The 26537-nt window shown below is 56.8% G+C and carries 24 protein-coding genes; 7 read left to right on the plus strand and 17 right to left on the minus strand.

The genetic code is table 11. The features are described from left to right. Positions 1-11: 11 nt before the first annotated feature. From RYA97_RS24270 to rpmH, 13 genes are all read right to left on the minus strand, one after another. The gene (locus tag RYA97_RS24270) at positions 12-482 is read right to left on the minus strand and encodes a F0F1 ATP synthase subunit B (RefSeq protein ID WP_002555986.1); all 471 of its coding nucleotides are present in this window, start codon (positions 480-482) and stop codon (positions 12-14) included. 57 nt (positions 483-539) lie between these two features. Next, positions 540-797: a F0F1 ATP synthase subunit C gene (atpE, locus tag RYA97_RS24275; protein ID WP_002555987.1), complete on the minus strand. Its 258-nt coding sequence runs from the start codon at positions 795-797 to the stop codon at positions 540-542. 138 nt (positions 798-935) lie between these two features. Beyond that, positions 936-1805: a F0F1 ATP synthase subunit A gene (gene atpB, locus RYA97_RS24280; RefSeq protein ID WP_002555988.1), complete on the minus strand. Its 870-nt coding sequence runs from the start codon at positions 1803-1805 to the stop codon at positions 936-938. A 16-nt stretch (positions 1806-1821) separates the two neighbouring features. Then, positions 1822-2229 (minus strand): F0F1 ATP synthase subunit I, encoded by a 408-nt coding sequence (locus RYA97_RS24285; RefSeq protein WP_002555989.1) that lies wholly within the window; start codon positions 2227-2229, stop codon positions 1822-1824. Positions 2230-2375: 146 nt separating this feature from the next. After that, positions 2376-3248 (minus strand): ParB/RepB/Spo0J family partition protein, encoded by an 873-nt coding sequence (locus tag RYA97_RS24290; RefSeq protein ID WP_002555990.1) that lies wholly within the window; start codon positions 3246-3248, stop codon positions 2376-2378. A 9-nt stretch (positions 3249-3257) separates the two neighbouring features. Then, positions 3258-4049, minus strand: a complete 792-nt coding sequence (locus RYA97_RS24295; protein WP_117139777.1) for a ParA family protein — start codon at positions 4047-4049, stop codon at positions 3258-3260. An 18-nt stretch (positions 4050-4067) separates the two neighbouring features. Continuing rightward, positions 4068-4712 carry a 16S rRNA (guanine(527)-N(7))-methyltransferase RsmG gene (gene rsmG / locus RYA97_RS24300; RefSeq protein ID WP_016981476.1) on the minus strand — a complete coding sequence of 215 codons (645 nt, stop codon included), beginning with the start codon at positions 4710-4712 and terminating at the stop codon, positions 4068-4070. Continuing rightward, entirely contained in the window at positions 4709-6601 is a 1893-nt protein-coding gene (gene mnmG, locus RYA97_RS24305) for a tRNA uridine-5-carboxymethylaminomethyl(34) synthesis enzyme MnmG (protein ID WP_005756465.1), read from the minus strand. Before mnmG ends, rsmG begins: the two co-directional genes overlap by 4 nt. Before the next feature lie 588 nt (positions 6602-7189). Then, positions 7190-8560, minus strand: coding sequence for a tRNA uridine-5-carboxymethylaminomethyl(34) synthesis GTPase MnmE (gene mnmE / locus RYA97_RS24310; RefSeq protein ID WP_016981474.1), 1371 nt, complete (start codon positions 8558-8560; stop codon positions 7190-7192). A 78-nt stretch (positions 8561-8638) separates the two neighbouring features. Continuing rightward, positions 8639-10330 carry a membrane protein insertase YidC gene (gene yidC, locus RYA97_RS24315; RefSeq protein ID WP_002551312.1) on the minus strand — a complete coding sequence of 564 codons (1692 nt, stop codon included), beginning with the start codon at positions 10328-10330 and terminating at the stop codon, positions 8639-8641. 2 nt (positions 10331-10332) lie between these two features. Beyond that, positions 10333-10578 carry a membrane protein insertion efficiency factor YidD gene (yidD, locus tag RYA97_RS24320; RefSeq protein ID WP_002551313.1) on the minus strand — a complete coding sequence of 82 codons (246 nt, stop codon included), beginning with the start codon at positions 10576-10578 and terminating at the stop codon, positions 10333-10335. Next, positions 10571-10972, minus strand: a complete 402-nt coding sequence (gene rnpA, locus RYA97_RS24325) for a ribonuclease P protein component (protein ID WP_002551314.1) — start codon at positions 10970-10972, stop codon at positions 10571-10573. The genes yidD and rnpA overlap by 8 nt, the downstream gene beginning before the upstream one ends. A gap of 16 nt (positions 10973-10988) precedes the next feature. After that, the gene (gene rpmH / locus RYA97_RS24330; protein WP_002551315.1) at positions 10989-11123 is read right to left on the minus strand and encodes a 50S ribosomal protein L34; all 135 of its coding nucleotides are present in this window, start codon (positions 11121-11123) and stop codon (positions 10989-10991) included. A gap of 583 nt (positions 11124-11706) precedes the next feature. Here rpmH and dnaA point away from each other — a divergent pair. The 5 genes from dnaA (at position 11707) to RYA97_RS24355 (ending at position 19553) form a co-directional block, all read left to right on the plus strand. Continuing rightward, positions 11707-13251 (plus strand): chromosomal replication initiator protein DnaA, encoded by a 1545-nt coding sequence (dnaA, locus tag RYA97_RS24335; protein WP_016981473.1) that lies wholly within the window; start codon positions 11707-11709, stop codon positions 13249-13251. Positions 13252-13289: 38 nt separating this feature from the next. Further along, on the plus strand, positions 13290-14393 hold the full coding sequence (gene dnaN, locus RYA97_RS24340; RefSeq protein WP_003367826.1) for a DNA polymerase III subunit beta: 1104 nt from the start codon (positions 13290-13292) through the stop codon (positions 14391-14393). Positions 14394-14415: 22 nt separating this feature from the next. Continuing rightward, on the plus strand, positions 14416-15519 hold the full coding sequence (gene recF / locus RYA97_RS24345; RefSeq protein WP_005730098.1) for a DNA replication/repair protein RecF: 1104 nt from the start codon (positions 14416-14418) through the stop codon (positions 15517-15519). Between the two features lie 4 nt (positions 15520-15523). After that, complete coding sequence (gene gyrB / locus RYA97_RS24350; RefSeq protein ID WP_010199585.1) at positions 15524-17941, plus strand: DNA topoisomerase (ATP-hydrolyzing) subunit B; 2418 nt, start codon at positions 15524-15526, stop codon at positions 17939-17941. A gap of 286 nt (positions 17942-18227) precedes the next feature. Further along, the gene (locus tag RYA97_RS24355) at positions 18228-19553 is read left to right on the plus strand and encodes an NAD(P)/FAD-dependent oxidoreductase (RefSeq protein ID WP_005743955.1); all 1326 of its coding nucleotides are present in this window, start codon (positions 18228-18230) and stop codon (positions 19551-19553) included. 586 nt (positions 19554-20139) lie between these two features. On the opposite strand, the gene RYA97_RS24360 is transcribed toward RYA97_RS24355, so the two are convergent. The 4 genes from RYA97_RS24360 to glyQ form a co-directional block, all read right to left on the minus strand. Continuing rightward, positions 20140-20910, minus strand: coding sequence for a lysophospholipid acyltransferase family protein (locus tag RYA97_RS24360; RefSeq protein ID WP_016981472.1), 771 nt, complete (start codon positions 20908-20910; stop codon positions 20140-20142). A 65-nt stretch (positions 20911-20975) separates the two neighbouring features. Beyond that, on the minus strand, positions 20976-21521 hold the full coding sequence (gene gmhB / locus RYA97_RS24365) for a D-glycero-beta-D-manno-heptose 1,7-bisphosphate 7-phosphatase (protein ID WP_016981471.1): 546 nt from the start codon (positions 21519-21521) through the stop codon (positions 20976-20978). A gap of 10 nt (positions 21522-21531) precedes the next feature. Next, complete coding sequence (glyS, locus tag RYA97_RS24370; protein ID WP_002551325.1) at positions 21532-23586, minus strand: glycine--tRNA ligase subunit beta; 2055 nt, start codon at positions 23584-23586, stop codon at positions 21532-21534. After that, a complete protein-coding gene (gene glyQ, locus RYA97_RS24375; RefSeq protein WP_002551326.1) occupies positions 23583-24530 on the minus strand; it encodes a glycine--tRNA ligase subunit alpha in 948 nt (315 codons plus the stop codon). The genes glyS and glyQ overlap by 4 nt, the downstream gene beginning before the upstream one ends. Before the next feature lie 80 nt (positions 24531-24610). Here glyQ and RYA97_RS24380 point away from each other — a divergent pair, with 80 nt between their 5' ends. After that, on the plus strand, positions 24611-25162 hold the full coding sequence (locus tag RYA97_RS24380) for a DNA-3-methyladenine glycosylase I (RefSeq protein ID WP_005743950.1): 552 nt from the start codon (positions 24611-24613) through the stop codon (positions 25160-25162). Between the two features lie 38 nt (positions 25163-25200). Next, the gene (locus RYA97_RS24385) at positions 25201-26088 is read left to right on the plus strand and encodes a lysophospholipid acyltransferase (protein WP_005743949.1); all 888 of its coding nucleotides are present in this window, start codon (positions 25201-25203) and stop codon (positions 26086-26088) included. Positions 26089-26537 lie beyond the last annotated feature (449 nt).

The following is a 26537-nucleotide window of genomic DNA, read 5'->3' on the forward strand; positions in this document are numbered from 1 at the left end:
ATCGCCCTCGCTTAAATTTCAGCAGCCAGTTTGTTAACCAGCTCCGCGTGCGCGTTTTGATCGATTGTGGCACCCAGAATCTTCTCTGCGCCATTGACTGCCAGGCTGCCCAACTGGGCGCGCAAGGCGTCTTTGACACCGTTCAGTTCCTGCTCGATCTCGGCCTGAGCCTGGGCCTTCACACGGTCAGCTTCAACGCGTGCCGTTTCACGGGCTTCGTCGACAATCTGAGTACCGCGTTTCTTGGCTTGCTCAATGATTTCAGCTGCTTGAGCCTTAGCTTCGCGCAGTTGTTGACCCGCTTTCTCTTGGGCCAGCTCCAGGTCGCGAGCTGCTCGGGAAGCAGCGTCCAGTCCATCCGCGATCTTCTTCTGACGTTCGTGCAAAGCCGCGATGACCGGAGGCCACACGAACTTCATGCAGAAAATCACAAAAATGAAGAACGCAACGGACTGGCCAATCAGGGTTGCATTAATGTTCACGCCAACACCTCGCTCGTTCGTTGTCCATCACACCAATCAACTCGAAAATTCGAGTGATCAGCCAGCGAGTTGACCAACGAAGGGGTTCGCAAAGGTGAAGAACAGAGCGATACCAACACCGATCATGGTCACGGCGTCGAGCAGGCCCGCAACGATGAACATTTTAACTTGCAGCATTGGAACCATTTCCGGCTGACGCGCAGCGCCTTCCAGGAATTTGCCGCCCAACAGGCCGAAACCGATTGCAGTACCCAGTGCGCCCAGGCCGATCAACAGTGCAACAGCGATAGCGGTTAGACCAACTACAGTTTCCATCTTTCCTCCCGACTTTTACGTCGTATTGGTTAGGTTTTTTTAATTGAAGCGGTAAAACAAAATCGTTTCTACATCAGCCCTTGCGGGCACCGTCCCGCCGATGGCGAGACGGTCATCAGACACGTCCTGAGACGAATCTCAATGGTTATCTTCGTGAGCCATCGACAGGTAGACGATGGTCAGCATCATGAAGATGAACGCTTGCAGGGTGATGATCAGGATGTGGAAAACAGCCCACGCCCACTGCAGCACTACACCCAGACCGCTGAGCCACAACAGACCGCTGCCGAACATCACGGCGATCAGAATGAAGACCAGCTCGCCAGCATACATGTTGCCGAACAGACGCAGAGCCAGAGAAATAGGCTTGGCGATCAGCGTCACGAATTCCAGCAGGAAGTTGACCGGGATCAACAGCGCCTGAACGAACAGGTTCTTGCTGCCGAACGGGTGAAGGGTCAGTTCGCCGATGAAACCGCCGATGCCCTTGACCTTGATGCTGTAGAAAATGATCAGTGCGAACACAGACAGGGCCATGCCCAGCGTGGCGTTCGGGTCAGTAGTCGGAACGGCACGGAACGGAATGTGCTCGTCGCCCGAAATCAGCATCGCCAGCTGCGGAATCCAGTCCACCGGTACCAGGTCGACCGCGTTCATCAGGAAAACCCAGACGAAAATGGTCAGCGCCAGTGGCGCGATAACCGCGCTGCGGCCGTGGAAGCTGTCTTTCACGCTGCCGTCGACGAAATCGACCAGCACTTCGACGAAGTTCTGCAGTGCGCCAGGCTGACCGGAAGTTGCCTTCTTGGCCGCCATGCGGAAGATCAGAACGAAAATCAGACCCAACGCAACCGACCAGCCAAGGGTATCGACGTGGAAGGCCCAGAAACCCATTTCCTTGGCTTCTGCTGCGGTGTGGGCAAAGCCCCATTCGCCATTGGGCAGGTGCCCGAATGTAAGGTTCTGCAAGTGGTGCTGGATATAGCCCGAAGCTGTTTGCTCTGCCATGGTTGCCTCAAACGCCCTAAGGTCTCGAAAGTCTTGTTCTCGTAAGCAGGGGAGCGAACCAGTTGACCACCTGGATCAACATGAACACACCGAATACCGCCAGCGGTGCCAGTGGCTTCACACCTGCGAACGTCAATGCAAAAAGCACTGCCGTGAAAATCAGTTTGCCTGCCTCGCCGGCGTAGAACGACCGCACGATGGCTTGCGCTGCTCTGGCCCCGGAAAACCGGAATGCCTTGTGAGCAAAGTATAAATTGGGTAGCCAGGCTATCAGGCCTCCACAGAGTCCCGAATATCCTGCAACGACTCCTTGCCACTGCCATAGCACCAATGCGGCCATGAGCAGCACGATCAATTGAGCCAGCAATAGCGGAAAAACCGCCAGGCGATAGAACGGCAAGCGGTCTGGCATGCGGGATTCCATCGCAACTGCTCCTTTGATGTCGGTCGCCATAATCAATAACTTGGCATAATTTGTGCCGACAAAATGCGCGCAGAGTATAGGGGCGGTTCAGCCCCTATTCAACAGTCGGGTAGTGATTTCCGACTATACGCTACAGAGCAATTGTTTCAGCGGATGTGAGCGAGCACTCCTTGCAGCTCATCCAGCGAGTTGTATCGGATGACCAATTGGCCTTTGCCCTTCTGTCCGTGGCGAATCTGCACCGCAGAGCCTAAACGCTCGGCCAGACGCTGTTCGAGGCGGCTGATATCAGGGTCGGCCTTGACTGGTTCGGCAGCCTCCGGCTTACCGCTCAGCCACTGCCTGACCAGTGCTTCAGTCTGGCGCACGGTAAGCCCGCGTGCGACAACATGTCGCGCACCTTCGACCTGCCGATCTTCGCTCAGACCGAGCAAGGCGCGTGCATGCCCCATTTCCAGGTCGCCGTGGGACAGCATGGTCTTGATGGCTTCAGGCAAGGCAATCAGGCGCAACAGGTTGGCCACACTGACACGCGACTTGCCGACGGCATCCGCCACCTGCTGCTGGGTCAGTTGAAACTCCTGCTGCAGGCGCTGCAGCGCCATGGCCTCCTCGATAGGGTTGAGGTCTTCGCGCTGAATGTTCTCGATCAACGCCATCGCAATCGCGGTCTCGTCCGGAACATCACGGACCATCGCCGGGATTGTCTCGACACCTGCCTGCTGGCTGGCACGCCAACGGCGTTCACCGGCGATGATTTCAAAGCGGTTGTCGCCGATAGGCCGAATCACGATCGGCTGCATCACACCCTGTGACTTGATCGACTGCGCCAGTTCTTCGAGCGCCTGAGGATCCATGTCGCGGCGCGGCTGATACTTGCCGCGCTGGATAAGGTCCAGCGGCACATGCTGCAACTCACTTGGCGGAGCCTTGACGGCCTGCTCTTCCAGCGAACTGACGGTTGGACTGCTCAGAAGTGCGTCCAACCCACGTCCGAGACCTCGTTTCTTGACGGCCATGGGAATTCCTTAGGTTGGCTGAGCGGTTTTTGCGCCGCGACGTTGACGACGAACCAGTTCACTTGCCAGGGCCAGATAGGCCAGCGCACCGCGAGACGATTTATCATACGCCAGCACCGGCATGCCGAAACTCGGCGCCTCGGCCAGCCTGATGTTCCTCGGGATCACCGTGTCGTACAACTGCTCGCCAAAGTGTTCCTTGAGCTGTGCCGAAACGTCGTTGATCAGGCTCAGACGCGGGTCATACATGGTGCGCAGCAAACCTTCGATTTTCAGCTGCGGATTGAGCAGTTCAGCGATGCGCTTGATGTTATCCACAAGGTCGCTGAGACCCTCGAGCGCGAAATACTCGCACTGCATGGGGATAATTACCCCGTCTGCCGCAACCAGCGCGTTCAGGGTCAGCATCGACAACGAAGGTGGGCAGTCGATGAGAATGTAATCGTAATTTTCGCGGATCGGCGCCAGCGCATTGCGCAGACGACTCTCTTTCATCTGAATTTCCAGCAGAACCACTTCACCCGCCGTCAGATCACGGTTGGCCGGAAGCAGTTGATAACCACCGTGCTCGGAAAACTGCATGGCTTCGCCCAGATCGCATTCGCCGATCAACAGGTCGTAGACGGAGTTTTCCAGGTTATGTTTATCCACACCGCTGCCCATGGTCGCGTTGCCCTGGGGATCGAGATCGATCAGCAGCACACGGCGCTTGGTCGCGACCAGCGATGCGGCGAGGTTGATGCATGTGGTGGTCTTGCCGACCCCACCTTTCTGGTTCGCTATCGCGAATACCTTAGCCATTCTTGCTTGTGTTCCCAGTCATGCCGTGCGGCGCAGTATCAGCAGATGGCGTTGGCCTTGGCAACCCGGAACGGTCAAGGCGTGTGCGCTATCGAGGTGAAAATCCGAGGGCAATGCTACCAGCTCATCGTCAGGATGCAGCCCTTTCATTGCCAGCCAGCGTGTATTCACGTCGCCCATATGGCGAGTCCAGCCGGTGAAGTCTTCAAGGCTGCTGAATGCACGGGAAATGATCCCGTCGAACGGCGCATCAGGCTGATAGTTTTCTGCACGGCTGTGGATAACTTCAAGATTATCCAGTTTCAACTCCAGTTTGACCTGGGTCTGAAACCGGGTCTTCTTGCCGTTGCTGTCCAGCAGCGCCACTTTGCGCTCCGGAAACAGGATGGCCATGGGAATGCCAGGCATCCCACCGCCGCTGCCGACGTCAATCCAGCGTGTACCTTCGATGAAGGGCACCACACTGAGACTGTCGAGCAGATGCCTCGATACCATTTCGTCCGGGTTGCGTACCGCAGTCAGGTTGTAGGCCTTGTTCCACTTGATCAACAACGCCAGATACTCCAGCAATTGCTCGTGCTGCGCCGGACTGAGGTCGATCCCCAATTCCCGGGCACCGGTGGATAACTCTTGGGCGTGTTGCGGGGTGACCATAGAACTCAAGCGCTTTGCTCCAACTGACGGCCCGCGCCGCGTTTTTTCAAATGAATCATCAACAGCGAAATAGCCGCCGGCGTAACGCCAGGAATGCGCGAAGCCTGTCCGAGTGTTTCTGGCCGAGTTATCCCCAGCTTGCTCTGGATTTCTTTCGACAGGCCGGATATCGCGGCGTAATCGATGTCTTCCGGCAGACGCGTGTCTTCACTGGCGCGCAGACGGGCGATTTCGTCCTGCTGGCGGTCAATGTAACCGGCGTATTTTGTCTTGATCTCGACCTGCTCGGCTACCTGAGGGTCAGTGCAGCCCTGCCCGGTAAGGGCAATCAGACTGGCATAGTCGATTTCCGGACGGGTCAGCAGGTTGAGCAGATTGTATTCGTGGGTCAGCGGCGTGCCAAAGTGCTCTGCAATCGCATCGCCCTGCGCGGTACCCGGGCGCACCCAGGTACTTTTCAAGCGCTGTTCTTCCAGCTCGATGCTTTCGCGTTTGGTGCAGAACGCAGCCCAGCGGGCATCGTCGACCAGACCCAGTTCGCGGCCTTTTTCGGTGAGTCGCAGGTCCGCGTTGTCTTCACGCAGGATCAACCGGTATTCGGCCCTGGACGTGAACATCCGGTAAGGCTCTTGCGTACCGAGCGTGATCAAGTCGTCGACCAGAACGCCGATGTACGCTTCATCGCGACGCGGGCACCAGCTGTCTCGACCCTGTGCGCGCAGCGCGGCATTGGTCCCGGCCAGCAAACCCTGGGCACCGGCCTCTTCATAACCGGTTGTGCCGTTGATCTGACCGGCAAAGAACAAACCGCCGATAACCTTGGTTTCCAGGCTGTATTTCAGATCACGAGGGTCGAAATAGTCATATTCGATGGCGTAACCAGGACGAACGATGTGTGCATTCTCCATGCCGCGAATCGACTGGACGATCTGCAGTTGCACGTCAAATGGCAACGATGTGGAGATACCGTTCGGATAAAGCTCGTGCGTGGTCAACCCCTCTGGTTCGATGAAGACCTGATGGCTTTCCTTGTCGGCAAACCGGTGGATCTTGTCCTCGATCGAAGGGCAGTAGCGCGGGCCAATCCCCTCGATCACGCCGGAATACATCGGCGATCGATCAAGGTTGGACGCAATGATTTCGTGAGTCCGGGCGTTGGTGTGGGTAATCCAGCAACTGACCTGCGGCGGATGTTGTTCTTTGGAGCCCAGGAACGACATGACCGGAATCGGCGTATCACCCGGTTGCTCGGTCATCACCGAGAAATCGACCGAGCGGCCATCAATGCGTGGCGGCGTCCCGGTTTTCAAGCGACCTACCCGCAGTGGCAGTTCACGTAAGCGGTGAGCCAGTGCGATCGATGGAGGATCGCCTGCGCGTCCGCCAGAGTAGTTCTGCATGCCGATGTGGATAAGTCCACCCAGGAATGTACCGGTGGTCAATACAACCGAATCGGCAAATATGCGCATCCCCATTTGGGTCACTACACCGCGCACCTGGTCCTGTTCGACGATCAGGTCATCACAGGCTTGCTGAAATATCCACAGGTTCGGCTGATTTTCCAGCGTTTCGCGGATGGCTGCCTTGTACAGCACGCGATCTGCCTGAGCACGAGTAGCCCGTACAGCCGGGCCCTTGCGACTGTTCAGCACACGGAACTGGATGCCACCCTTGTCAGTAGCCATGGCCATCGCACCGCCAAGGGCGTCGATTTCCTTGACCAGGTGACTTTTGCCAATGCCACCGATGGCCGGGTTGCAGCTCATCTGGCCGAGCGTTTCCACGTTGTGCGTCAGCAGCAGGGTTTTGACACCCATGCGCGCCGACGCCAGTGCGGCCTCGGTACCGGCATGACCGCCACCGATGACGATCACTTCAAAACGGGAAGGGAAATCCACCACGCACCTCGTGCCTGTTGTCGATGAGAAATTGGGATAGCTGACAAGTATAGGGACTTACCCCACCTGAATGAAACCCGTTGGACAAAATTTAACCAGCTGTGGAAAACTCACGAATAAAGAAAATAAAAAGGAAAGAAAGTTTATAAAGCCTTGTTTTTATGTTTATTCTTACTGAGCATGATTTCTGTGGATAGATCTCTACAAGCCTTTATATTCAATGTGTACAGAGAATCAAAAGTCTGTGTTCATGTAGGGATGAGGGGGTTGGATAACCGACTTGAGCCTGTTGATAAGATAGCCACTTGTCCACAGGGCAGTTTATCTTCAGGTTTGCACCCTGCTTACCCACCGAGCTGAAGGGCAGTTATTCACAGGGCTTAATCTGCATAAAAGCGCCCAGTCAGCAAAAATCAGGCGCAGAAAATCGCTTCGCCGAGGATTTTTGTTAGGCAAATTCAGCATGTGGGGAACGTTAGTGGGGAAATGGCAGACCGTGTGGATAACGACGCGACTAAAAAAGCGTCTTGTGACGCCTGAAAAGGCATGACCCCGGTGCGGGTCACGCCTGACTTCATTCAGCGGTAGTCACTTGCCGATGCAGAAGCTGGAGAAGATTCTGCCAAGCAAGTCGTCGGAGCTGAATGCGCCGGTAATCTCGCCAAGCGCTTGTTGTGCCTGACGAAGGTCTTCGGCCAGTAGCTCTCCAGCGCCTGCCAGGGTGAGTTGAGCCCTGCCGTGCTCCAGCGAGTCGCTGGCATGGCGCAGTGCCTCAAGATGGCGTCGACGTGCGCTAAAGCTGCTCTCCGAGGTTTGCTCATAGCCCATGCAGGCCTTGAGGTGCTCACGCAGCAGTTCAAGCCCCTCGCCCTCTGACCTGGCGCTCAGGCTGATAGTGACGTGGCCATCTACGCTGGTTTGCAGATCAATGTGGTCTCCACTCAAATCTGCCTTGTTGCGGATCAGCGTGACTTTCGCCGGATCCGGACGTTGCTCAAGGAACTCCGGCCACAGAGCAAACGGGTCGGCAGCCTCGGGTGCCGTTGCATCCACAACCAGCAGAATCCGGTCAGCTTCACCGATGGCCTTGAGTGCGCGCTGCACGCCGATCATTTCTACCTGATCCTGGGTATCACGCAGGCCTGCTGTGTCTACGACGTGCAACGGCATCCCGTCGATGTGGATATGTTCACGCAACACATCGCGCGTAGTACCGGCGATCTCGGTGACGATGGCCGCTTCTCTGCCCGCCAGAGCATTCAGCAAGCTGGATTTGCCTGCATTGGGACGCCCGGCAATCACAACGGTCATCCCGTCGCGTAACAGGGCACCCTGCCCCGCTTCACGCAACACTGTGGATAACTCAGCACGCACGTCATCTAGCATATTCAGGACATGGCCATCGGCAAGGAAGTCGATTTCCTCCTCGGGGAAGTCGATTGCAGCTTCCACATAGATGCGCAAGCTGATCAACTTCTCGGTCAAGTTATCCACACGCCGCGAAAAAGCGCCCTGCAACGAGCGCAGTGCATTGCGCGCTGCCTGTGCAGAACTTGCCTCAATCAAGTCAGCGATGGCTTCTGCCTGGGCAAGATCGAGTTTGTCATTGAGGAACGCACGCTCACTGAATTCTCCCGGCCGTGCCAGGCGGCTACCCAATTGCAGACAGCGCTGCAGCAGCATGTCCAGAACGATGGGGCCGCCGTGGCCCTGAAGCTCAAGTACGTCTTCGCCGGTGAATGAGTTGGGCCCCGGAAAATACAGCGCGATCCCCTCATCGAGGGTCTGTCCGGCTTCGTCGACAAAAGGCCCGTAATGGGCAAATCGTGGCTTTGGCGTCCGGCCAATAATGGCTTCAGCAGCCTTGCTGGCCAAAGGACCTGACACCCGGACGATACCGACACCACCACGCCCTTGGGCTGTGGCAATGGCGGCAATGGTTTCACGAGGAACGTTCATGCTCCGGCTCCCGGACAAATGACGGATAGCAAAACGCCCCACGAGGGGGCGTCTTGTAGAACTTATTCACAGGTTAGATCAGGCAGCTGCTTTCTTGGTAGCCGCTTCGATCTTGCGAGTGATGTAAGCCTGCTGAGCGATCGACAGGGTGTTGTTCACAACCCAGTACAGAACCAGACCGGCAGGGAACCACAGGAAGAAGAACGTGAAAATGATTGGCATCATTTTCATGACCTTGGCCTGCATCGGGTCCGGCGGAGTCGGGTTCAGACGCTGCTGGATGAACATCGTCGCGCCCATGATGATCGGCAGGATGAAGAACGGGTCCTTGATCGACAGGTCGGTTATCCACAGGATCCAGGGAGCCTGACGCATTTCCACACTTTCCAGGAGTACCCAGTACAGCGAAAGGAAAACCGGCATCTGGACAAGAATCGGCAAGCATCCACCCAGCGGGTTGATCTTTTCTTTCTTGTACAGCTCCATCATTGCCTGGGACATCTTCTGGCGATCATCGCCATGTTGTTCCTTCAGCAGTGCAAGCTTGGGAGCCACGGCGCGCATGCGTGCCATCGACTTGTAGCTGGCTGCGGACAACGGGAAGAACAGGCCTTTGATCAGCATGGTCAGAACAATGATCGACCAGCCCCAGTTACCGAGAATGGCGTGGATATGTTGCAGCAGCCAGAAGATAGGCTGGGCAATGAACCATAGGAAACCATAATCGACGGTCAGCTCCAGACCTGGGGATAACTCTTTGAGTACCGCCTGGCTTTTTGGACCTGCATACAGGGTAGCGCTGGTTTCACCTTGTGCACCGGGTGCAACCGACAGAGTCGGGCTGGTGAAGCCGATGATGTAGTTGCCCTGGCTGTCTTTGCGGGTCTGAACAGCGTTGGTGGCGTTGTGATCCGGAATCCACGCAGTCACGAAGTAGTGCTGCAGCCATGCCACCCAACCGCCCTGGACAGTTTCCTTGACCTGGCCCTTGTCGATATCTTTCATCGACACTTTCTTGTACGGCTCGGCCGCCGTCCACAGGGCAGCACCCAGATAGGTGGCCGTACCGGTAGCAGTCGTCGAAGAAGGATCGGAGCTGGCGTCACGCTTCAATTGCGCGAACAGATTACCGGCCCAGGGTTGTGCGCTCTGGTTATCCACAACGTAGGTCATGACCAGATCGTACAGACCGCGCTTGAAGGTGAAGCGCTTGATGTAGTTGACGCCGTTTTCCGAGAACTTCAGATCCACGACCATCGTGTCCTGGCCGTCAGCCAGTTGATAAGTCTTTTGTGTGGAGGTGTAAACCGGACGACCGGCAGCGCGTGCATCAGGACCATTGGTCCCGGTCAGGCCGCTTTGTGCCAGAAAAGTACGCTCGCCGCCGTTGTCGAACAACTGAAACGGAACGTCAGGACGATCCTGACGACGCGGGTACAGAGGCAAACGAAGCTGAACAACGTCGCCACCCACCGGATCGATCGCCAGATCGAGCACATCGGTCTTGACGTGGATAAGGTCTTTGCTGGCTACGGCCGGAGTTTCAAGAGGTGCTGCAGCCGTATTGGCCGTAGCGCTTGCGCTTGGAACATCGGCACTTGCAGAACCATTAGTACCAGCGGCCGTATCCGGAATACCCGGTGCGGTGGTGCTGGCTGCAACATTCTGGGTCGGCATGGCAGCCTGGCCATAGTCTTGGTTCCATTTCAGAACCCCGACGTAGGTCACGATTGCCAGGGCGACGATCAGGATCGTGCGTTTAATATCCATGATTACTCGGCCATCGAAGAAGAACGGGAGGTGGGGACAGCTGGAACCGGGTCATAACCACCGGGATTCCATGGGTGACAGCGACCCAGGCGACGAATTGACAGCCAGCCACCGCGCAAAAGGCCATGATTTTCGATGGCTTCATACGCGTAGCAGGAGCAACTGGGGTAGAAACGACAGTGACTGGCCATCAGCGGGCTAATGGCATAGCGATAAAACTGGATCGGAACGAGTGCCAGTTTACGCATCTGGACTGTCTACCCCTGCAGGTTCGGATTTTTCTTCCGGAATGGGTCGGCTACGCGCCAGACGTTTCCAGAGCTTGCCGAAATGCTGAATCAGTTCAGGGTTTTCTACGTCACCCAAACCTTTACGCGCGACGATAACGATATCCCAACCGACCAAACTGTCTTGGTGTTGGCGAAATGATTCGCGCATCAGGCGTTTCAAGCGATTGCGCTCGACGGAGAGCTTGACGCTCTTTTTACCTATCACCAGCCCCAGACGGGGATGATCAAGGTCGTTGTTGCGCGCAAGGAGCAGGAGATTTTTCCCCGGAACCTTGCCGGTAGGGGAGTCAAAGACTGCCTTGAAATGCCGGGGAGTCAGCAAACGCTTTTCCCGACTGAAGTCTCGACTCACCTCCTGTGCCGATTTATCAAACTGCCAGACGCTTACGGCCTTTGGCACGACGACGCGAAAGGACTGCGCGGCCGTTTTTGGTGGCCATGCGTGCACGGAAACCGTGGGTGCGGGCGCGCTTGATAGTGCTGGGTTGGAAAGTACGTTTCATGGCGTGTTACCTGGTTCGTCCACTACGGGCCGGAATGGCCCCCGTTTTAAGAGACCGGGGATTCTAGAGAAAGCAGGCCCGCAGGTCAATTTCCAACCAGCTTTTCTTCATACGCGTCTTTTATAGGTAATTTCCCGCTGGCACTCGATTTGGAGCAGTCGGGCTCGTGTCAGTTATAGAAATAAAAAGAAGAGAGTATTTAAAGCTTCTTTATAAAGCTTATAACTCTTACGTAGCTGTTTTCTGTGGATAACATCCTATAGCCCTTGTAATTCAATGTGTACAGCGAAAAGAAAGGTTGTCCAGAAGCGGTGCTTTGCCTGTGCCACACGGTCGGAAAAGCTGTGCATGGAATGCGGTTTTATCCACAGGCGAGTTATGCACAGAGTTTAACCCTGACTTATGCAATGGGCTGAAGAGGGGTTATCCACAGAGCTCACGATTTGACCGTTTGTCGTGTGACCACTGCATAAATCGTTGATTTATAGCTGCCTGTGAGCAACCTACATGTGGATAAGTCGTCTGCGGATCGTTACAATGGCGGCTGTTTTTGCCTCACCGGCTTTCAACTCAGGGGATATCCGTGTCAGTGGAACTTTGGCAGCAGTGCGTGGAGCTTTTGCGCGATGAGCTGCCTGCCCAGCAATTCAACACTTGGATCCGTCCGCTACAGGTCGAAGCCGAAGGCGACGAGTTGCGTGTGTACGCACCGAATCGTTTTGTTCTCGATTGGGTCAACGAAAAATACCTCGGCCGTTTGCTGGAGCTTCTTGGCGAGCATGGCCAAGGCATGGCGCCTGCCCTTTCCTTATTAATAGGAAGCAAGCGCAGCTCTGCACCGCGTGCCGCTCCGAATGCGCCATTAGCTGCCGCGGCGTCCCAGGCGCTGTCTGCCAATTCGGTCAGCAGCGTCTCGTCGTCTGCACCCGCCATGGCTGCTCCGGCTGCTCCGGCTGCTCCTGTCGCGGTGCCTGCACCGGTTCAGAACGTTGCAGCACACGATGAGCCTTCACGCGACAGCTTCGACCCAATGGCTGGTGCCAGCTCGCAACAGGCACCCGCTCGTGCGGAGCAACGTACCGTGCAGGTCGAAGGCGCGCTCAAGCACACCAGTTACCTGAACCGCACGTTCACGTTCGAGAATTTTGTCGAGGGTAAATCCAACCAGCTGGCACGCGCTGCAGCCTGGCAGGTTGCCGATAATCCCAAGCACGGCTATAACCCGCTGTTCCTTTATGGCGGTGTAGGTCTTGGTAAAACCCACTTGATGCATGCTGTGGGTAACCACCTGCTGAAGAAGAATCCGAACGCCAAGGTTGTTTACCTGCACTCGGAGCGCTTCGTCGCAGACATGGTCAAGGCCTTGCAGCTCAATGCAATCAACGAGTTCAAGCGCTTTTACCGTTCAGTCGATGCATTGCTGATCGATGACATTCAATTTTTTGCTCGCAAGGAACGTTCACAGGAAGAGTTTTTCCACACGTTCAACGCGCTGCTGGAGGGCGGGCAACAGGTCATTCTGACCAGCGACCGCTATCCGAAAGAAATCGAAGGCCTTGAAGAACGACTCAAGTCGCGTTTCGGCTGGGGTCTGACAGTTGCTGTCGAGCCTCCGGAGCTGGAAACCCGCGTGGCTATCCTCATGAAGAAAGCGGATCAGGCCAAGGTCGATCTGCCTCATGACGCGGCGTTCTTCATTGCCCAGCGGATTCGCTCCAACGTTCGAGAGCTGGAGGGCGCGCTCAAGCGTGTCATCGCTCACTCGCATTTCATGGGCCGCGACATCACCATCGAACTGATTCGCGAATCGCTGAAAGATTTGCTGGCGTTGCAGGACAAGCTGGTGAGTGTGGATAACATTCAGCGTACTGTCGCCGAGTACTACAAGATCAAGATCTCCGATCTGCTGTCCAAGCGTCGTTCCCGTTCTGTTGCCCGGCCTCGCCAGGTTGCAATGGCGCTTTCCAAGGAACTCACCAACCACAGTCTCCCGGAAATCGGTGACGTATTTGGTGGTCGGGACCATACGACTGTCTTGCACGCCTGCAGAAAGATCAACGAGCTCAAGGAATCCGATGCGGATATCCGCGAGGACTACAAGAACCTGCTGCGCACTCTGACTACGTGATAACGCCAGTGCAGCTTATTAAGGCAAGGGACTAGACCATGCATTTCACCATTCAACGCGAAGCCCTGTTGAAACCCCTGCAATTGGTCGCCGGCGTGGTAGAACGCCGCCAGACCTTGCCGGTTCTTTCCAATGTGCTTCTGGTCGTCGAAGGTCAGCAACTGTCGCTGACCGGTACGGATCTGGAAGTCGAACTGGTTGGCCGCGTCCAGCTGGAAGAGCCCGCTGAACCTGGAGAAATCACGGTTCCTGCGCGCAAGCTCATGGACATTTGCAAAAGCCTTTCCAATGACGCGCTGATCGATATCAAACTCGATGACTCCAAGCTGATCGTCAAGGCAGGTCGTAGCCGTTTTACTCTGTCCACGTTGCCTGCCAATGATTTCCCGACAGTGGAAGAAGGCCCGGGCTCGCTGACCTTCAATCTGGTGCAGAGCAAGTTGCGCCGCCTGATTGAACGCACCAGCTTTGCGATGGCCCAGCAGGATGTTCGCTACTACCTCAACGGCATGCTGCTTGAAGTGAGTGCCGGTATTTTGCGCGCCGTCGCCACTGACGGTCACCGCCTGGCGATGTGCTCGATGTCTGCCGATATCGAACATGCCGATCGTCATCAGGTGATCGTCCCGCGCAAAGGCATTCTCGAGATGGCGCGCCTGCTGACTGAGCAGGACGGTATGGTCAGCATCGTTCTGGGTCAGCATCACATCCGCGCGACTACCGGCGAGTTCACTTTCACTTCCAAACTGGTCGATGGAAAATTCCCGGATTATGAGCGCGTGTTGCCCAAAGGCGGCGACAAACTGGTGCTGGGTGACCGTCAGGCATTGCGCGAAGCGTTCAGTCGCACCGCAATTCTGTCCAACGAGAAGTACCGCGGTATCCGCCTGCAATTGGCCAGTGGTCAATTGAAAATTCAGGCCAACAACCCAGAGCAGGAAGAGGCAGAGGAAGAAATCAGCGTCGAGTACAACGGCGATTCGCTGGAGATAGGTTTTAACGTGAGCTATCTGCTCGACGTGTTGGGTGTGATGACGACCGAGCAGGTACGTCTGATTCTGTCGGACTCCAATAGCAGCGCCTTGGTGCAAGAGTCGGATAACGACGATTCCGCCTACGTTGTCATGCCGATGCGTCTGTAACTTCATGTCCAGCGCAACCTAGATGTCTCTTAGTCGCGTCTCGGTCACCGGGGTGCGCAATCTGCACCCGGTGACCCTCTCCCCCTCCCCGCGTATCAATATCCTCTACGGCGCAAACGGCAGTGGCAAAACCAGTGTTCTGGAAGCCATCCACCTGCTGGGGATCGCGCGTTCGTTTCGTAGCAGTCGACTGCTTCCTGTCATCCAGTACGAGCAGCCCTCCTGCACCGTCTTCGGACAGGTCGATCTTGCGCAAGGTGGTCACAGCAATCTCGGAGTTTCGCGCGACCGACAAGGCGAATTCCAGATTCGTATTGACGGGCAGAATGCGAGAAGTGCCGCTCAGCTTGCTGAAATATTGCCGCTGCAACTGATCAATCCGGACAGCTTCAGATTGCTGGAAGGTGCTCCGAAGATACGCAGGCAGTTTTTGGATTGGGGAGTGTTCCACGTGGAACCTCGCTTCATGGTCACTTGGCAGCGCCTGCAGAAGGCCCTCAAGCAGCGAAACTCGTGGCTTCGGCATGGTACACTTGACGCCGCTTCACAGGCGGCATGGGACCGAGAGCTGTGCTCGGCAAGTGACGAAATAGATGAATTCCGTCGCGCCTATATCAAGGCATTGAAGCCCGTTTTTGAACAGACTTTGAGCGAACTTGTTGAGCTTGAAGGTTTGACCCTGAGCTATTACCGAGGATGGGACAAGGAAAAAGAGCTGAGTACAGTGCTCGCCTCTTCCCTGCATCGTGATCAGCAAATGGGCCACACCCAGGCTGGACCACAACGAGCTGACCTGCGCCTTAGATTAGGCGCTCATAACGCGGCGGATATATTGTCTCGCGGTCAGCAAAAGTTGGTGGTCTGCGCATTGCGTATTGCTCAGGGACACTTGGTCAGCCAGGTCCGTCGCGGCCAGTGTATTTACCTGGTGGATGACTTGCCCTCCGAACTGGATGACAACCATCGACGCGCGCTTTGCCGCTTGCTGGAAGAATTACGCTGCCAGGTGTTTATCACCTGTGTAGATCAAGAATTTTTGAGGGAAGGCTGGCAGACGGAAACGCCAGTCGCTTTGTTCCACGTGGAACAAGGCCGTATCACCCAGACCCACGACCATCGGGAGTGATTGCATGAGCGAAAACCAAACGTACGACTCGTCCAGCATTAAGGTGCTGAAAGGACTTGATGCCGTACGCAAGCGTCCCGGAATGTACATCGGTGATACAGACGATGGCAGCGGTCTGCACCACATGGTGTTCGAGGTGGTTGATAACTCGATCGACGAAGCATTGGCAGGCCATTGCGACGACATCAGCATCATCATCCATCCAGACGAATCTATCACCGTGCGCGACAACGGCCGCGGTATTCCGGTAGACGTGCATAAAGAAGAAGGCGTGTCGGCAGCCGAGGTCATCATGACCGTGCTCCACGCTGGCGGTAAGTTCGATGACAACTCCTACAAAGTATCCGGCGGCTTGCACGGTGTAGGTGTGTCGGTTGTTAACGCCCTTTCAGAACTTCTGCTGCTGACGGTTCGTCGTAGCGGCAAGATCTGGGAACAGACCTACGTGCATGGTGTTCCACAGGAACCGATGAAAATCGTCGGTGAAAGTGACACCACGGGCACTCAGATCCACTTCAAGCCTTCTGCTGACACGTTCAAGAATATCCACTTCAGCTGGGACATCCTGGCCAAGCGGATTCGCGAACTGTCCTTCCTGAACTCCGGTGTTGGCATTGTCCTCAAGGACGAGCGCAGCGGCAAAGAAGAGCTGTTCAAATACGAAGGCGGTCTGCGTGCCTTCGTTGAATACCTGAACACCAACAAGACGCCGGTCAACGAAGTGTTCCACTTCAACATCCAGCGTGATGATGGAATCGGTGTCGAAATTGCCCTGCAGTGGAACGACAGCTTCAACGAGAACCTGCTGTGCTTCACCAACAACATTCCGCAGCGTGATGGCGGTACTCACTTGGTGGGCTTCCGTTCCGCGTTGACGCGTAACCTGAACAACTACATTGAGCAGGAAGGTCTGGCCAAGAAGCACAAGGTCGCGACCACCGGCGACGATGCGCGTGAAGGTTTGACTGCGATCATTTCGGTCAAAGTACCTGATCCGAAATTCAGCTCGCAGACTAAGGACAAACTGGTTTCGTCCGAAGTCAAAACTGCAGTGGAACAGGAGATGGGCAAGTACTTCTCCGACTTTCTGCTGGAAAACCCGAACGAAGCCAAAGCCGTCGTTGGCAAGATGATCGACGCAGCCCGTGCCCGCGAAGCAGCGCGCAAGGCTCGCGAGATGACTCGCCGCAAAGGTGCGCTGGATATCGCTGGCTTGCCGGGCAAGCTTGCCGACTGCCAGGAGAAGGACCCTGCCCTCTCCGAACTGTACCTGGTGGAAGGGGACTCTGCTGGCGGATCAGCCAAGCAGGGGCGTAATCGCAGAACCCAGGCGATCCTGCCACTCAAGGGCAAGATCCTGAACGTTGAAAAAGCGCGTTTCGACAAGATGATCTCTTCCCAGGAAGTGGGCACTTTGATCACCGCGCTGGGCTGTGGCATCGGCCGTGAAGAGTACAACATCGACAAGTTGCGGTATCACAACATCATCATCATGACCGATGCTGACGTCGACGGCTCGCACATCCGCACCCTGCTGCTCACCTTCTTCTTCCGTCAGTTGCCTGAGCTGATCGAGCGTGGCTACATCTACATCGCTCAGCCACCGCTGTACAAGGTCAAGAAAGGCAAACAGGAGCAGTACATCAAGGACGACGAGGCCATGGAAGAGTACATGACCCAATCGGCCCTCGAAGACGCCAGCCTGCACCTCAGCGAATCGGCACCGGGCATCTCTGGTACTGCGTTGGAGAAACTGGTCAATGACTTCCGCATGGTCATGAAGACTCTCAAGCGTCTGTCGCGTCTTTATCCACAGGAACTGACCGAACACTTCGTCTACCTGCCGCCGATCTCGTTGGAGCAACTGTCCGACCACGAGGGCATGCAGGCATGGCTGGCACTGTTCGACGCGCGTCTGCGCACCGGCGAGAAATCGGGTCTGGTCTACAAGGCCAGCCTGCGTGAAGACCGTGAACGTAACGTCTGGCTACCAGAGGTAGAACTGATCTCTCATGGTCTGTCGAACTACGTCACCTTCAACCGTGACTTCTTCGGCAGCAATGACTACAAGACCGTTACCGCTCTGGGACTGCAGATCAGCACACTTCTGGAAGAAGGTGCCTATGTACAACGTGGCGAGCGCAAGAAGCCTGTCACCGAGTTCAAGGAAGCCCTCGCCTGGTTGATGGCCGAAAGCACCAAGCGCCACACCATCCAGCGCTACAAAGGACTGGGTGAAATGAACCCGGACCAATTGTGGGAAACCACGATGGACCCAAGTGTGCGCCGTATGCTGAAAGTGACGATCGAAGACGCCATTGGCGCTGACCAGATCTTCAACACCCTCATGGGTGATGCGGTTGAGCCACGTCGTGACTTCATCGAGAGCAATGCGCTGGCAGTGTCCAACCTGGACTTCTGATGGACGTGTAGCTTCACAGAAAAGCTAGCCGTTATCCCTCCATGGTGATTTCGGCTTGATAAGGCCAACCCCAGGGTTGGCCTTTTTCATTTGAGTGTCTTTCAGGCCTATCCTGTGTCGCAACGATCGTTGAATGAATCTGCCGTTTAGAGTGGCCAAAACAGTCGATCCGTACGTTTGCGCGGAGAACTTCAGCGCAGATGATTTCGCTGAGCGATTAACCTGATCAATATCGCAGCCGCTCAAGGCTGCACGTATCACTACGATATTGGCAGGAATAGCAAAAATGCCCGCACCTCTGATCCCCGTCGAGACCTCCCCCAAGCTTCCCTTGGAGGCGGATGTAGTTGTAATTGGCGGCGGCATAATAGGCAGCTTCACCGCCTACTACCTCGCCCTGCGCGGCATGAAGGTCGCTCTGGTTGAAAAAGGCCGTATCGGTGCCGAGCAATCGAGTCGTAACTGGGGGTGGTGCCGGCAGCAGAATCGGGATGCCCGGGAGCTGCCGATGGCAACCAAAAGCCTGGACCTGTGGGAGCAGTTTGCCAAGCAGAGCGGCGAGCAGACAGGCTTCACCCGCTGTGGCCTGCTTTACTTGAGCAACGACGAGAAAGAACTTGCGGGATGGGCGCGCTGGGGAGAATTTGCCCGTACTGTAGGTGTCCAGACTTACATGTTGACCGCCCAGCAGGCCGCTGAACGCGGCAAGGCTACAGGCAAGCAATGGAAGGGCGGAGTCTATGCGCCTACGGATGGTACTGCCGATCCATCTCGTGCAGCACCAGCTGTTGCGCGAGCGATCATGGCGCTGGGCGGCACCGTGCATCAAGGTTGCGCCGCTCGGGGGCTGGAAACCGAAGGTGGGCGATTGTCTGCCGTGGTCACCGAGCACGGCACCATTCGTACCCGGCTCGCGGTACTTGCCGGAGGCGCATGGGCTTCTTCGTTCTGTCGCCAGTACGGTATCAGTTTTCCCCAAGCCACTATTCGCCAGACGGTAATGTCAGTGTCCCCGCCGACCGGTGAGTTGGTGCCAGCATTGCATACTTCAAATGTTTCCATGACTCGCCGTCATGACGGTAGCTACACTCTGGCAATCAGTGGCCGTGGAAGGGTTGATCCTACCCCACAGTTGTTCGGGTTTGCTGCGCAGTTCCTGCCCATGTTTGGGCGCCGTTGGCGCAATCTGGCGCCGGGAGGTCTGGAAGGCTTGCGCTCAGGTCACGAGGGCCGTGGCAAGTGGCGTCTCGACCAACCGACACCTATGGAGAAGATGCGCATACTCGATCCCAAGGTAGATACCTCTGCGGTGGAGTTGACCTACAAGCGCGCGGTGGCGATGGTCCCCGCTCTCAAGCAATCATCGGTCAACGCAGCCTGGGCTGGTTATGTCGACAGCACACCTGATGGTGTGCCCGGGATCGGTGAAATCGCCAGCCTGCCCGGCCTCGTCCTCGCCGCCGGATTCAGCGGCCATGGTTTCGGTATTGGACCAGGAGCAGGTCATCTGATCGCTGACATTGTCAGTGGTGTCGCCCCTATCGTTGATCCTAAACCTTATCACCCAGACCGTTTCCACGGTTCAGCATGGGGTAAGGTGGCAGATTTCTGAGTGAAACGAGGAGCGACGTTCCACAGCGACTGCCGTGCTTACATCGACGTGGTCACCCTCAACAACTGTGTGCGTGTTGAAGCTGAGAAAACTTGCGACCGGTGTTCCACGTGGAACACCACAGCTTTGGGACATTAGTGACTATTCGACGCATTAATGGATCCGGCGACCCTTTTCAATAACGGACCAGGCAACCGCTTAATCCGAGAAGAAACTAACGCTGTGTCCGGAATCAGGTGCCCACTACCCTACACACGTTACGGTCTACATCCCTGAAAGCAGATCTGCTTTCTTTATCAGAAACTCATCTTTTGAGGGAAAGTTGCAGCCAGAGTGAACGGGACATACCCCTTCTGCCCTTTCAGAAATATTGGAGCGGTACGTTGGCCTGACTGAAATCGGCTTCGCCTCGGGCGTTAGCCCACGCAAAAAAAACCGACCTTTTTGAGGTCGGTTTTTGATACATCACCAAAACTTATGCACTTTTTTCCGGTTTTTATAGCCTGAAAAAATATGTATACGAATTAAAGAGTTAGCCAAGCTTTTGGCGGATTTCAGAAAAACCGTACACAGGTTATCCACAAAATCACGCTGGCACTTTTTCAGGACTTGCTGCTGGTGTAACAGGCGAGCCCATCGCGCGCTGTGCTTCCTCATTCCAGGCCTGTACACGGTCATTCAACGCAGCAATGGCGCGCGGGCCTGTACCTTCTGCGTACATCGGTTCGCCAATCACTACCTGAATAGTGCCTGGCTTTTTCGCCCAGCCATCCCGAGGCCAGTATTTGCCAGCGTTGTGAGCGATAGGCAGGACTGGCAGATCAGCGTTTACCGCCAACGCAGTACCGCCGCGAGAGAATTTTCCGACCTGTCCGTAAGGCACGCGTGTGCCCTCCGGGAAGATCAATACCCAGACGCCATCTTTGAGCAACTCGTCGCCCTTCTTGGCTATTTCCCGCAGTGCGGCTTTAGGGTTATCGCGGTCAATGGCAATGGGGCGCAGCATCGCCATGGCCCAGCCGAAGAACGGCACGTAGAGCAACTCACGCTTGAGGACCTGGCTCAGCGGCTCGAAGTACGCCGACAGGAAGAAGGTCTCCCAGGTGCTCTGATGGTTGGAGATGATTACGCAGGGCGTTTTCGGTACGTTTTCTGCGCCAGTCACTTCAACCTGGATGTTCAGGAACACCTTGGTCAGCCAGATGGCGCAGCGGCACCAATAGACGTTGATGAAGCGATAGCGAGCTTTGAACGGCAGAAAAGGCGCAATGAAAAAGCTCAATGTGCACCACAGCAAAGAGCTGGTGCCCAGCAACAGGTAAAAGAAGAAGGTCCTGATTGCCTGCATGATCGACATAGTTACGTTTACCGTACGGGCAGATGCCCGCTCCTTGAGCGTCCTGAACCTGAAGAGCTGACTGTTCAGTGAGCGCTGTTGTGGATAAGTTCTGCGGCAACCGCCGCCAGATCGTCAAAAATCAACGTGCCTGCCGGCACTCCGCCTTCCATCGTTTTACGACCTTTGCCGGTCATCACCAGCACAGGCTGAGAATCGACGGCCAAAGCGGCCTGTAGGTCACCTTTACTGTCGCCCACGAACCAGAGACCTTTGAGGTCCACGGTGTAATGACGGGCGATAGCCTGCAGCATCCCGGGTTTGGGCTTGCGGCAGCTACAGCCATCGTCTGGACCATGCGGGCAGTAGACGATCAAACCAACCTCGCCACCCTGCTCTGCCACCAGCTTGCGCAAGCGCTCATGCATGGCGTCCAGCGTGGCCAGATCATAATAACCTCGGGCAATGCCCGACTGGTTAGTGGCGACGGCCACCGTCCAGCCGGCCTTGCTCAGATCTGCGATAGCCTTGATCGAGCCGGGAATGGGCACCCACTCCTTCACTGACTTTATGTAAGCATCGGAGTCATGGTTGATGACTCCGTCTCGATCAAGTATCAGCAGTTTCACCATCGACTCCTTCTCAGCCCAGCAGCGAGATATCGGCAACGCCAAGGAACAGGCCGCGCAAACGCGACAACAAGGCATAACGGTTGGCGCGCACATTGGCGTCTTCCGCGTTGACCATTACCGCTTCGAAGAATGCATCGACCGGCTCACGCAGCATCGCCAGACGCGCCAGCGATTCGCTGTATTGACGCTCGGCAGCCATCGGCTGGACCGCGTGGTCAGCCTGCTGAATAGCCGAGTACAGCGAAAACTCGTTGGCGTTGTCGAAATACTTGGGCTCGACGGTCTGGGCAATACTGCCCTCGGCCTTGCTCAACAGGTTCGATACGCGCTTGTTAACCGCGGCCAGTGCAGCGGCCTGTGGCAGTTTGCGGAAAGCCTGGACCGCCTGAACACGCTGATCGAAATCCAGCGCCGAAGCAGGTTGCAGCGCACGTACCGAGAGGTACACAGCCACATCGACGCCTTCGTCTTCATAACGCGCGCGCAGACGGTCGAAGATAAAGTCGAGTACCTGCTCCGCCAGACCGGCAGGCTTGATTTTCGCGCCAAACTGCGTGACTGCGAATTTCACCGTTTCTACCAGATTCAGGTCGAGCTTCTTCTCGATCAGAATACGCAGGATGCCCAATGCAGCACGACGCAGCGCATAGGGGTCTTTGCTGCCGGTGGGCAGCATGCCGATACCGAAGATACCGACCAGCGTGTCGAGTTTGTCGGCGATGGCCACCGCAGCGCCAGTCAGCGTTGTCGGCAGTTCGGCGCCCGCGCCACGTGGCATGTACTGCTCGTTGAGCGCCAGCGCGACATCTTCAGGCTCGCCGTCCGCCTTGGCGTAGTAGTAACCGGCAATGCCCTGCATTTCCGGGAACTCGCCGACCATTTCGCTCGACAGGTCGCACTTGGACAGCAGACCAGCCCGTGCAGCACGCTGGGCGTCGCCGCCGATGCGTGGGGCGATGTAGGCGGCCAGTTTCGAGACACGCTCGGCCTTGTCGAACACGCTACCCAATTGCGCCTGGAACACGACGTTTTTCAGGCGATCGTTGAAGGTTTCCAGCTTCTGCTTCTTGTCCTGCTTGAAGAAGAACTCGGCATCAGTCAGGCGTGGACGAACCACCTTCTCGTTACCGGCAACGATTTGCGCCGGGTCTTTGCTCTCGATGTTGGCCACGGTGATAAAGCGCGGCAGCAACTTGCCTTCGGCATCCAGCAGGCAAAAGTATTTCTGGTTGTCCTGCATGGTGGTAATCAAGGCTTCCTGAGGGACTTCCAGGAAGCGCTCTTCGAATGAACACACCAGCGGAACCGGCCATTCGACCAGACCGGCCACTTCGTCCAGCAGACTTGGGGGCACGATGGCGGTGCCTTCCTGTTGGGTGGCCAGCTCGTCGACGCGCTTGCTGATGATCTGCCGACGTTCATTGAAGTCGGCCAGCACATGCGCGGCGCGCAGGTCGCTGAGGTACCCGGCAGGCGAAGAAATACGCACGTCTTGCGGGTGATGGAAGCGATGACCGCGAGAATGACGACCCGCGCTCTGGGCGAGGATCGTGCAGTCAACCACCTGATCACCGAACAGCATTACCAGCCACTGGGTCGGACGCACGAACTCTTCCTTGCGGGCACCCCAGCGCATGCGCTTGGCAATTGGCAGGTCGTTCAGCGAGTCTTCGACAATGGTTGGCAGCAGCGACGTGGTCGGCTTGCCAAGGATGGTCTGGCTGTAGCGCAGTTTCGGGCCGCTCTGATCGATTTCGCTCAGGTCGACGCCGCACTTCTTGGCGAAGCCCAGTGCTGCCTGCGTCGGGTTGCCGTCCGCATCGAAGGCTGCCTGACGCGGTGGGCCGTCGAGGTTGACGCTGCGATCCGGCTGTTGTGTGGCAAGCGCGGTGATCAGCACTGCCAGGCGACGCGGTGCAGCGTAGACCTGTTTGGCGCTGTAGGTCAGACCTGCGCCCGACAGGCCTTTTTCAATACCGGCCAGAAATGCATCTGCCAGGGAAACGAGGGTCTTGGGTGGCAGTTCTTCAGTGCCCAGTTCAACCAGAAAATCTTGAGCACTCATTGCGCTGCCTCCAGCTTGGCCAACACTTCATCGCGTAGATCGGGCGGCGCCATCGGGAAACCGAGACGGGCGCGGGCCTGCAGGTAGGCCTGAGCCACCGAGCGGGCCAGCGTGCGTACGCGCAGGATGTATTGCTGACGCGCGGTCACGGAAATCGCGCGGCGGGCATCCAGCAGGTTGAAGGTGTGCGAGGCCTTGAGGACCATTTCATAGCCCGGCAACGGCAGCTCCAGCTCGATCAGACGTGCGGCTTCGCTCTCATAGAAATCGAACAGTTCGAACAGTTTGTCGACGTTGGCGTGTTCGAAGTTGTAGGTCGACTGTTCCACCTCGTTTTGATGGAACACGTCGCCGTAAGTCACTTTGCCGAACGGGCCGTCAGCCCAGACCAGATCGTAGACCGAGTCCACGCCCTGCTGGTACATGGCCAGACGCTCAAGGCCGTAAGTGATTTCGCCGGTAACCGGGTAGCACTCAAGGCCGCCGACCTGCTGGAAGTAGGTGAACTGCGAGACTTCCATACCGTTGAGCCAGATCTCCCAGCCCAGACCCCAGGCGCCCAGCGTCGGCGATTCCCAGTTGTCTTCGACGAAGCGCACGTCGTGCACCAGCGGATCGAGGCCGATGTGCTTGAGCGAACCCAGGTACAGTTCCTGGAAGTTGTCCGGGTTGGGCTTGAGAATCACCTGGAACTGATAGTAATGCTGCAGGCGGTTCGGGTTTTCGCCGTAGCGGCCGTCAGTCGGGCGACGGCTTGGCTGTACGTAAGCGGCGTTCCAGGTTTCCGGGCCTACGGCGCGCAGAAACGTGGCAGTGTGGAACGTGCCGGCGCCTACTTCCATATCGTAGGGCTGAAGTACCACGCAACCTTGTTCTGCCCAGTATTGCTGGAGGGCGAGGATCAAGTCTTGGAAGGTACGCACGGCTGGCGTAGGCTGGCTCACAAATTTCACCTGTGCTGGGCTGCGATTCAAAGAGCGGGAGTATACCCGATTCGGCCGCACGTCCACTCCTTGGGAGCCCTATGACACGCTGCTTTTGGTGCAACGAAGACCCCCTGTACATCGCTTATCACGATCAGGAGTGGGGAGTGCCGCTGCGCGATGCGCAGAAGCTCTTCGAGTTGCTTTTGCTCGAAGGGTTCCAGGCCGGGTTGTCGTGGATCACGATTCTCAAGCGTCGGGCGCGTTATCGCGAAGTGCTGCACGGCTTTGACGTCGAGCGCCTGGCGCAGCTGAGCGATGCCGAAATAGAGGCGCTGATGCTCGATCCGAGCATTATCCGCAATCGCCTCAAGCTCAAGGCCGTGCGCACCAATGCGCGGGCCTGGCTGGCGCTGCAAGACCCGGTCGGTCTGCTCTGGTCGTTTGTTGGTGGCGAGCCGAAGATCAACCATTTCAAGGATCGCAGCGAAGTGCCGGCGATCACCGCCGAGGCCGAAGCGATGAGCAAGGCGCTGAAAAAGGCCGGCTTCACGTTTGTCGGCCCGACCATCTGTTATGCGTATATGCAGGCCAGCGGTATGGTCATGGATCACACTGTAGATTGTGATCGGTATGCGATCCTGAGCCGCTGACGGTTACACTACCCGCCTCGAGAATCTGGGAGTCATCTGTGGATAAGTTCAAAGGCGCCGTAATGGTCGGGGCGTTGCGATTGTTTGCGCTGTTGCCGTGGCGCGCGGTGCAATGGGCAGGCACTACGATTGGCTGGCTGATGTGGAAGTTGCCCAACCGTTCGCGCGAAGTGGTACGGATCAACCTGTCCAAGTGCTTCCCCGAGTTGAGCGAGCCCGAGCTGGAAAAGCTCGTTGGCCGCAGCCTCATGGACATCGGCAAGACCTTGACCGAAAGCGCTTGTGCGTGGATCTGGCCTGCGCAGAAATCGATCAACCTGGTGCGTGAAGTCGAAGGGCTTGATGTGCTCAAGGACGCGCTGGCGTCCGGCAAGGGCGTGGTTGGCATCACCAGCCACCTGGGCAACTGGGAAGTGCTTAATCACTTCTATTGCAGCCAGTGCAAGCCGATCATTTTCTATCGTCCACCGAAGCTGAAGGCGGTCGACGACCTTTTGCGCAAGCAGCGTGTGCAGTTGGGCAACCGGGTGGCGGCGTCGACCAAGGAAGGCATTCTCAGCGTCATCAAGGAAGTGCGCAAAGGTGGTTCTGTAGGTATTCCGGCCGACCCGGAGCCGGCTGAGTCTGCGGGTATCTTCGTACCCTTCTGCGGCACCCAGGCCCTGACCAGCAAGTTTGTGCCGAACATGCTGGCGGGCGGCAAGGCAGTGGGTGTGTTCCTGCACGCCATGCGCCTGCCGGACGGCTCGGGTTACAAAGTGGTACTCGAAGCGGCCCCTGAAGCCATGTACAGCACCGACACCGAAACCTCGGCAGCGGCGATGAGCAAAGTGGTCGAGAAATACGTGCGGGCCTACCCGAGCCAGTACATGTGGACCATGAAACGCTTCAAGAAACGCCCGGCAGGCGAAGCGCGCTGGTACTAGGAAAGATCGGACGCAGAGCGCCGCACGATAGTCGAGATTATCGTTCCGCACGCTCCAGCGTGGGAATGCCGTGCGTGGCGCTCCGCGTCACAGGTCTGCGCCGCGCTGCGCATTCAAGATCGGACGCGGAGCGTCCATAACTGCATGCGACGCGGAGCGCCGCACGATAGTCAGGTTATCGTTCCGCACGCTCCAGCGTGGGAATGCCGTGCGTGGCGCTCCGCGTCACAGATCTGCGCTGCGCCGCGCATTCAAGATCGGACGCGGAGCGTCCAGAACTGCATGCGACGCGGAGCGCCGCACGATAGTCGAGATTATCGTTCCGCACGCTCCAGCGTGGGAATGCCGTGCGTGACGCTCCGCGTCACAGATCTGCGCCGCGCCGCGCATTCAAGATCGGACGCGGAGCGTCCAGAACTGCATGCGACGCGGAGCGCCGCACGATAGTC

The sequence above is a fragment of the Pseudomonas syringae group sp. 26L6 genome (assembly GCF_032587815.1).
GTDB classification, from domain to species: Bacteria; Pseudomonadota; Gammaproteobacteria; order Pseudomonadales; family Pseudomonadaceae; genus Aquipseudomonas; species Aquipseudomonas amygdali.

Coding starts and splice junctions, on each gene's coding strand:
- atpE (WP_002555987.1), bottom strand. CDS start 797: ATGGAAACTGTAGTTGGTCTAACCGCTATCGCTGTTGCACTGTTGATC.
- atpB (WP_002555988.1), bottom strand. CDS start 1,805: ATGGCAGAGCAAACAGCTTCGGGCTATATCCAGCACCACTTGCAGAAC.
- RYA97_RS24285 (WP_002555989.1), bottom strand. CDS start 2,229: ATGGAATCCCGCATGCCAGACCGCTTGCCGTTCTATCGCCTGGCGGTT.
- RYA97_RS24290 (WP_002555990.1), bottom strand. CDS start 3,248: ATGGCCGTCAAGAAACGAGGTCTCGGACGTGGGTTGGACGCACTTCTG.
- RYA97_RS24295 (WP_117139777.1), bottom strand. CDS start 4,049: ATGGCTAAGGTATTCGCGATAGCGAACCAGAAAGGTGGGGTCGGCAAG.
- mnmE (WP_016981474.1), bottom strand. CDS start 8,560: ATGAACGTTCCTCGTGAAACCATTGCCGCCATTGCCACAGCCCAAGGG.
- yidC (WP_002551312.1), bottom strand. CDS start 10,330: ATGGATATTAAACGCACGATCCTGATCGTCGCCCTGGCAATCGTGACC.
- yidD (WP_002551313.1), bottom strand. CDS start 10,578: ATGCGTAAACTGGCACTCGTTCCGATCCAGTTTTATCGCTATGCCATT.
- rpmH (WP_002551315.1), bottom strand. CDS start 11,123: ATGAAACGTACTTTCCAACCCAGCACTATCAAGCGCGCCCGCACCCAC.
- dnaN (WP_003367826.1), top strand. CDS start 13,290: ATGCATTTCACCATTCAACGCGAAGCCCTGTTGAAACCCCTGCAATTG.
- recF (WP_005730098.1), top strand. CDS start 14,416: ATGTCTCTTAGTCGCGTCTCGGTCACCGGGGTGCGCAATCTGCACCCG.
- gyrB (WP_010199585.1), top strand. CDS start 15,524: ATGAGCGAAAACCAAACGTACGACTCGTCCAGCATTAAGGTGCTGAAA.
- RYA97_RS24355 (WP_005743955.1), top strand. CDS start 18,228: ATGCCCGCACCTCTGATCCCCGTCGAGACCTCCCCCAAGCTTCCCTTG.
- RYA97_RS24360 (WP_016981472.1), bottom strand. CDS start 20,910: ATGTCGATCATGCAGGCAATCAGGACCTTCTTCTTTTACCTGTTGCTG.
- gmhB (WP_016981471.1), bottom strand. CDS start 21,521: ATGGTGAAACTGCTGATACTTGATCGAGACGGAGTCATCAACCATGAC.
- glyS (WP_002551325.1), bottom strand. CDS start 23,586: ATGAGTGCTCAAGATTTTCTGGTTGAACTGGGCACTGAAGAACTGCCA.
- RYA97_RS24380 (WP_005743950.1), top strand. CDS start 24,611: ATGACACGCTGCTTTTGGTGCAACGAAGACCCCCTGTACATCGCTTAT.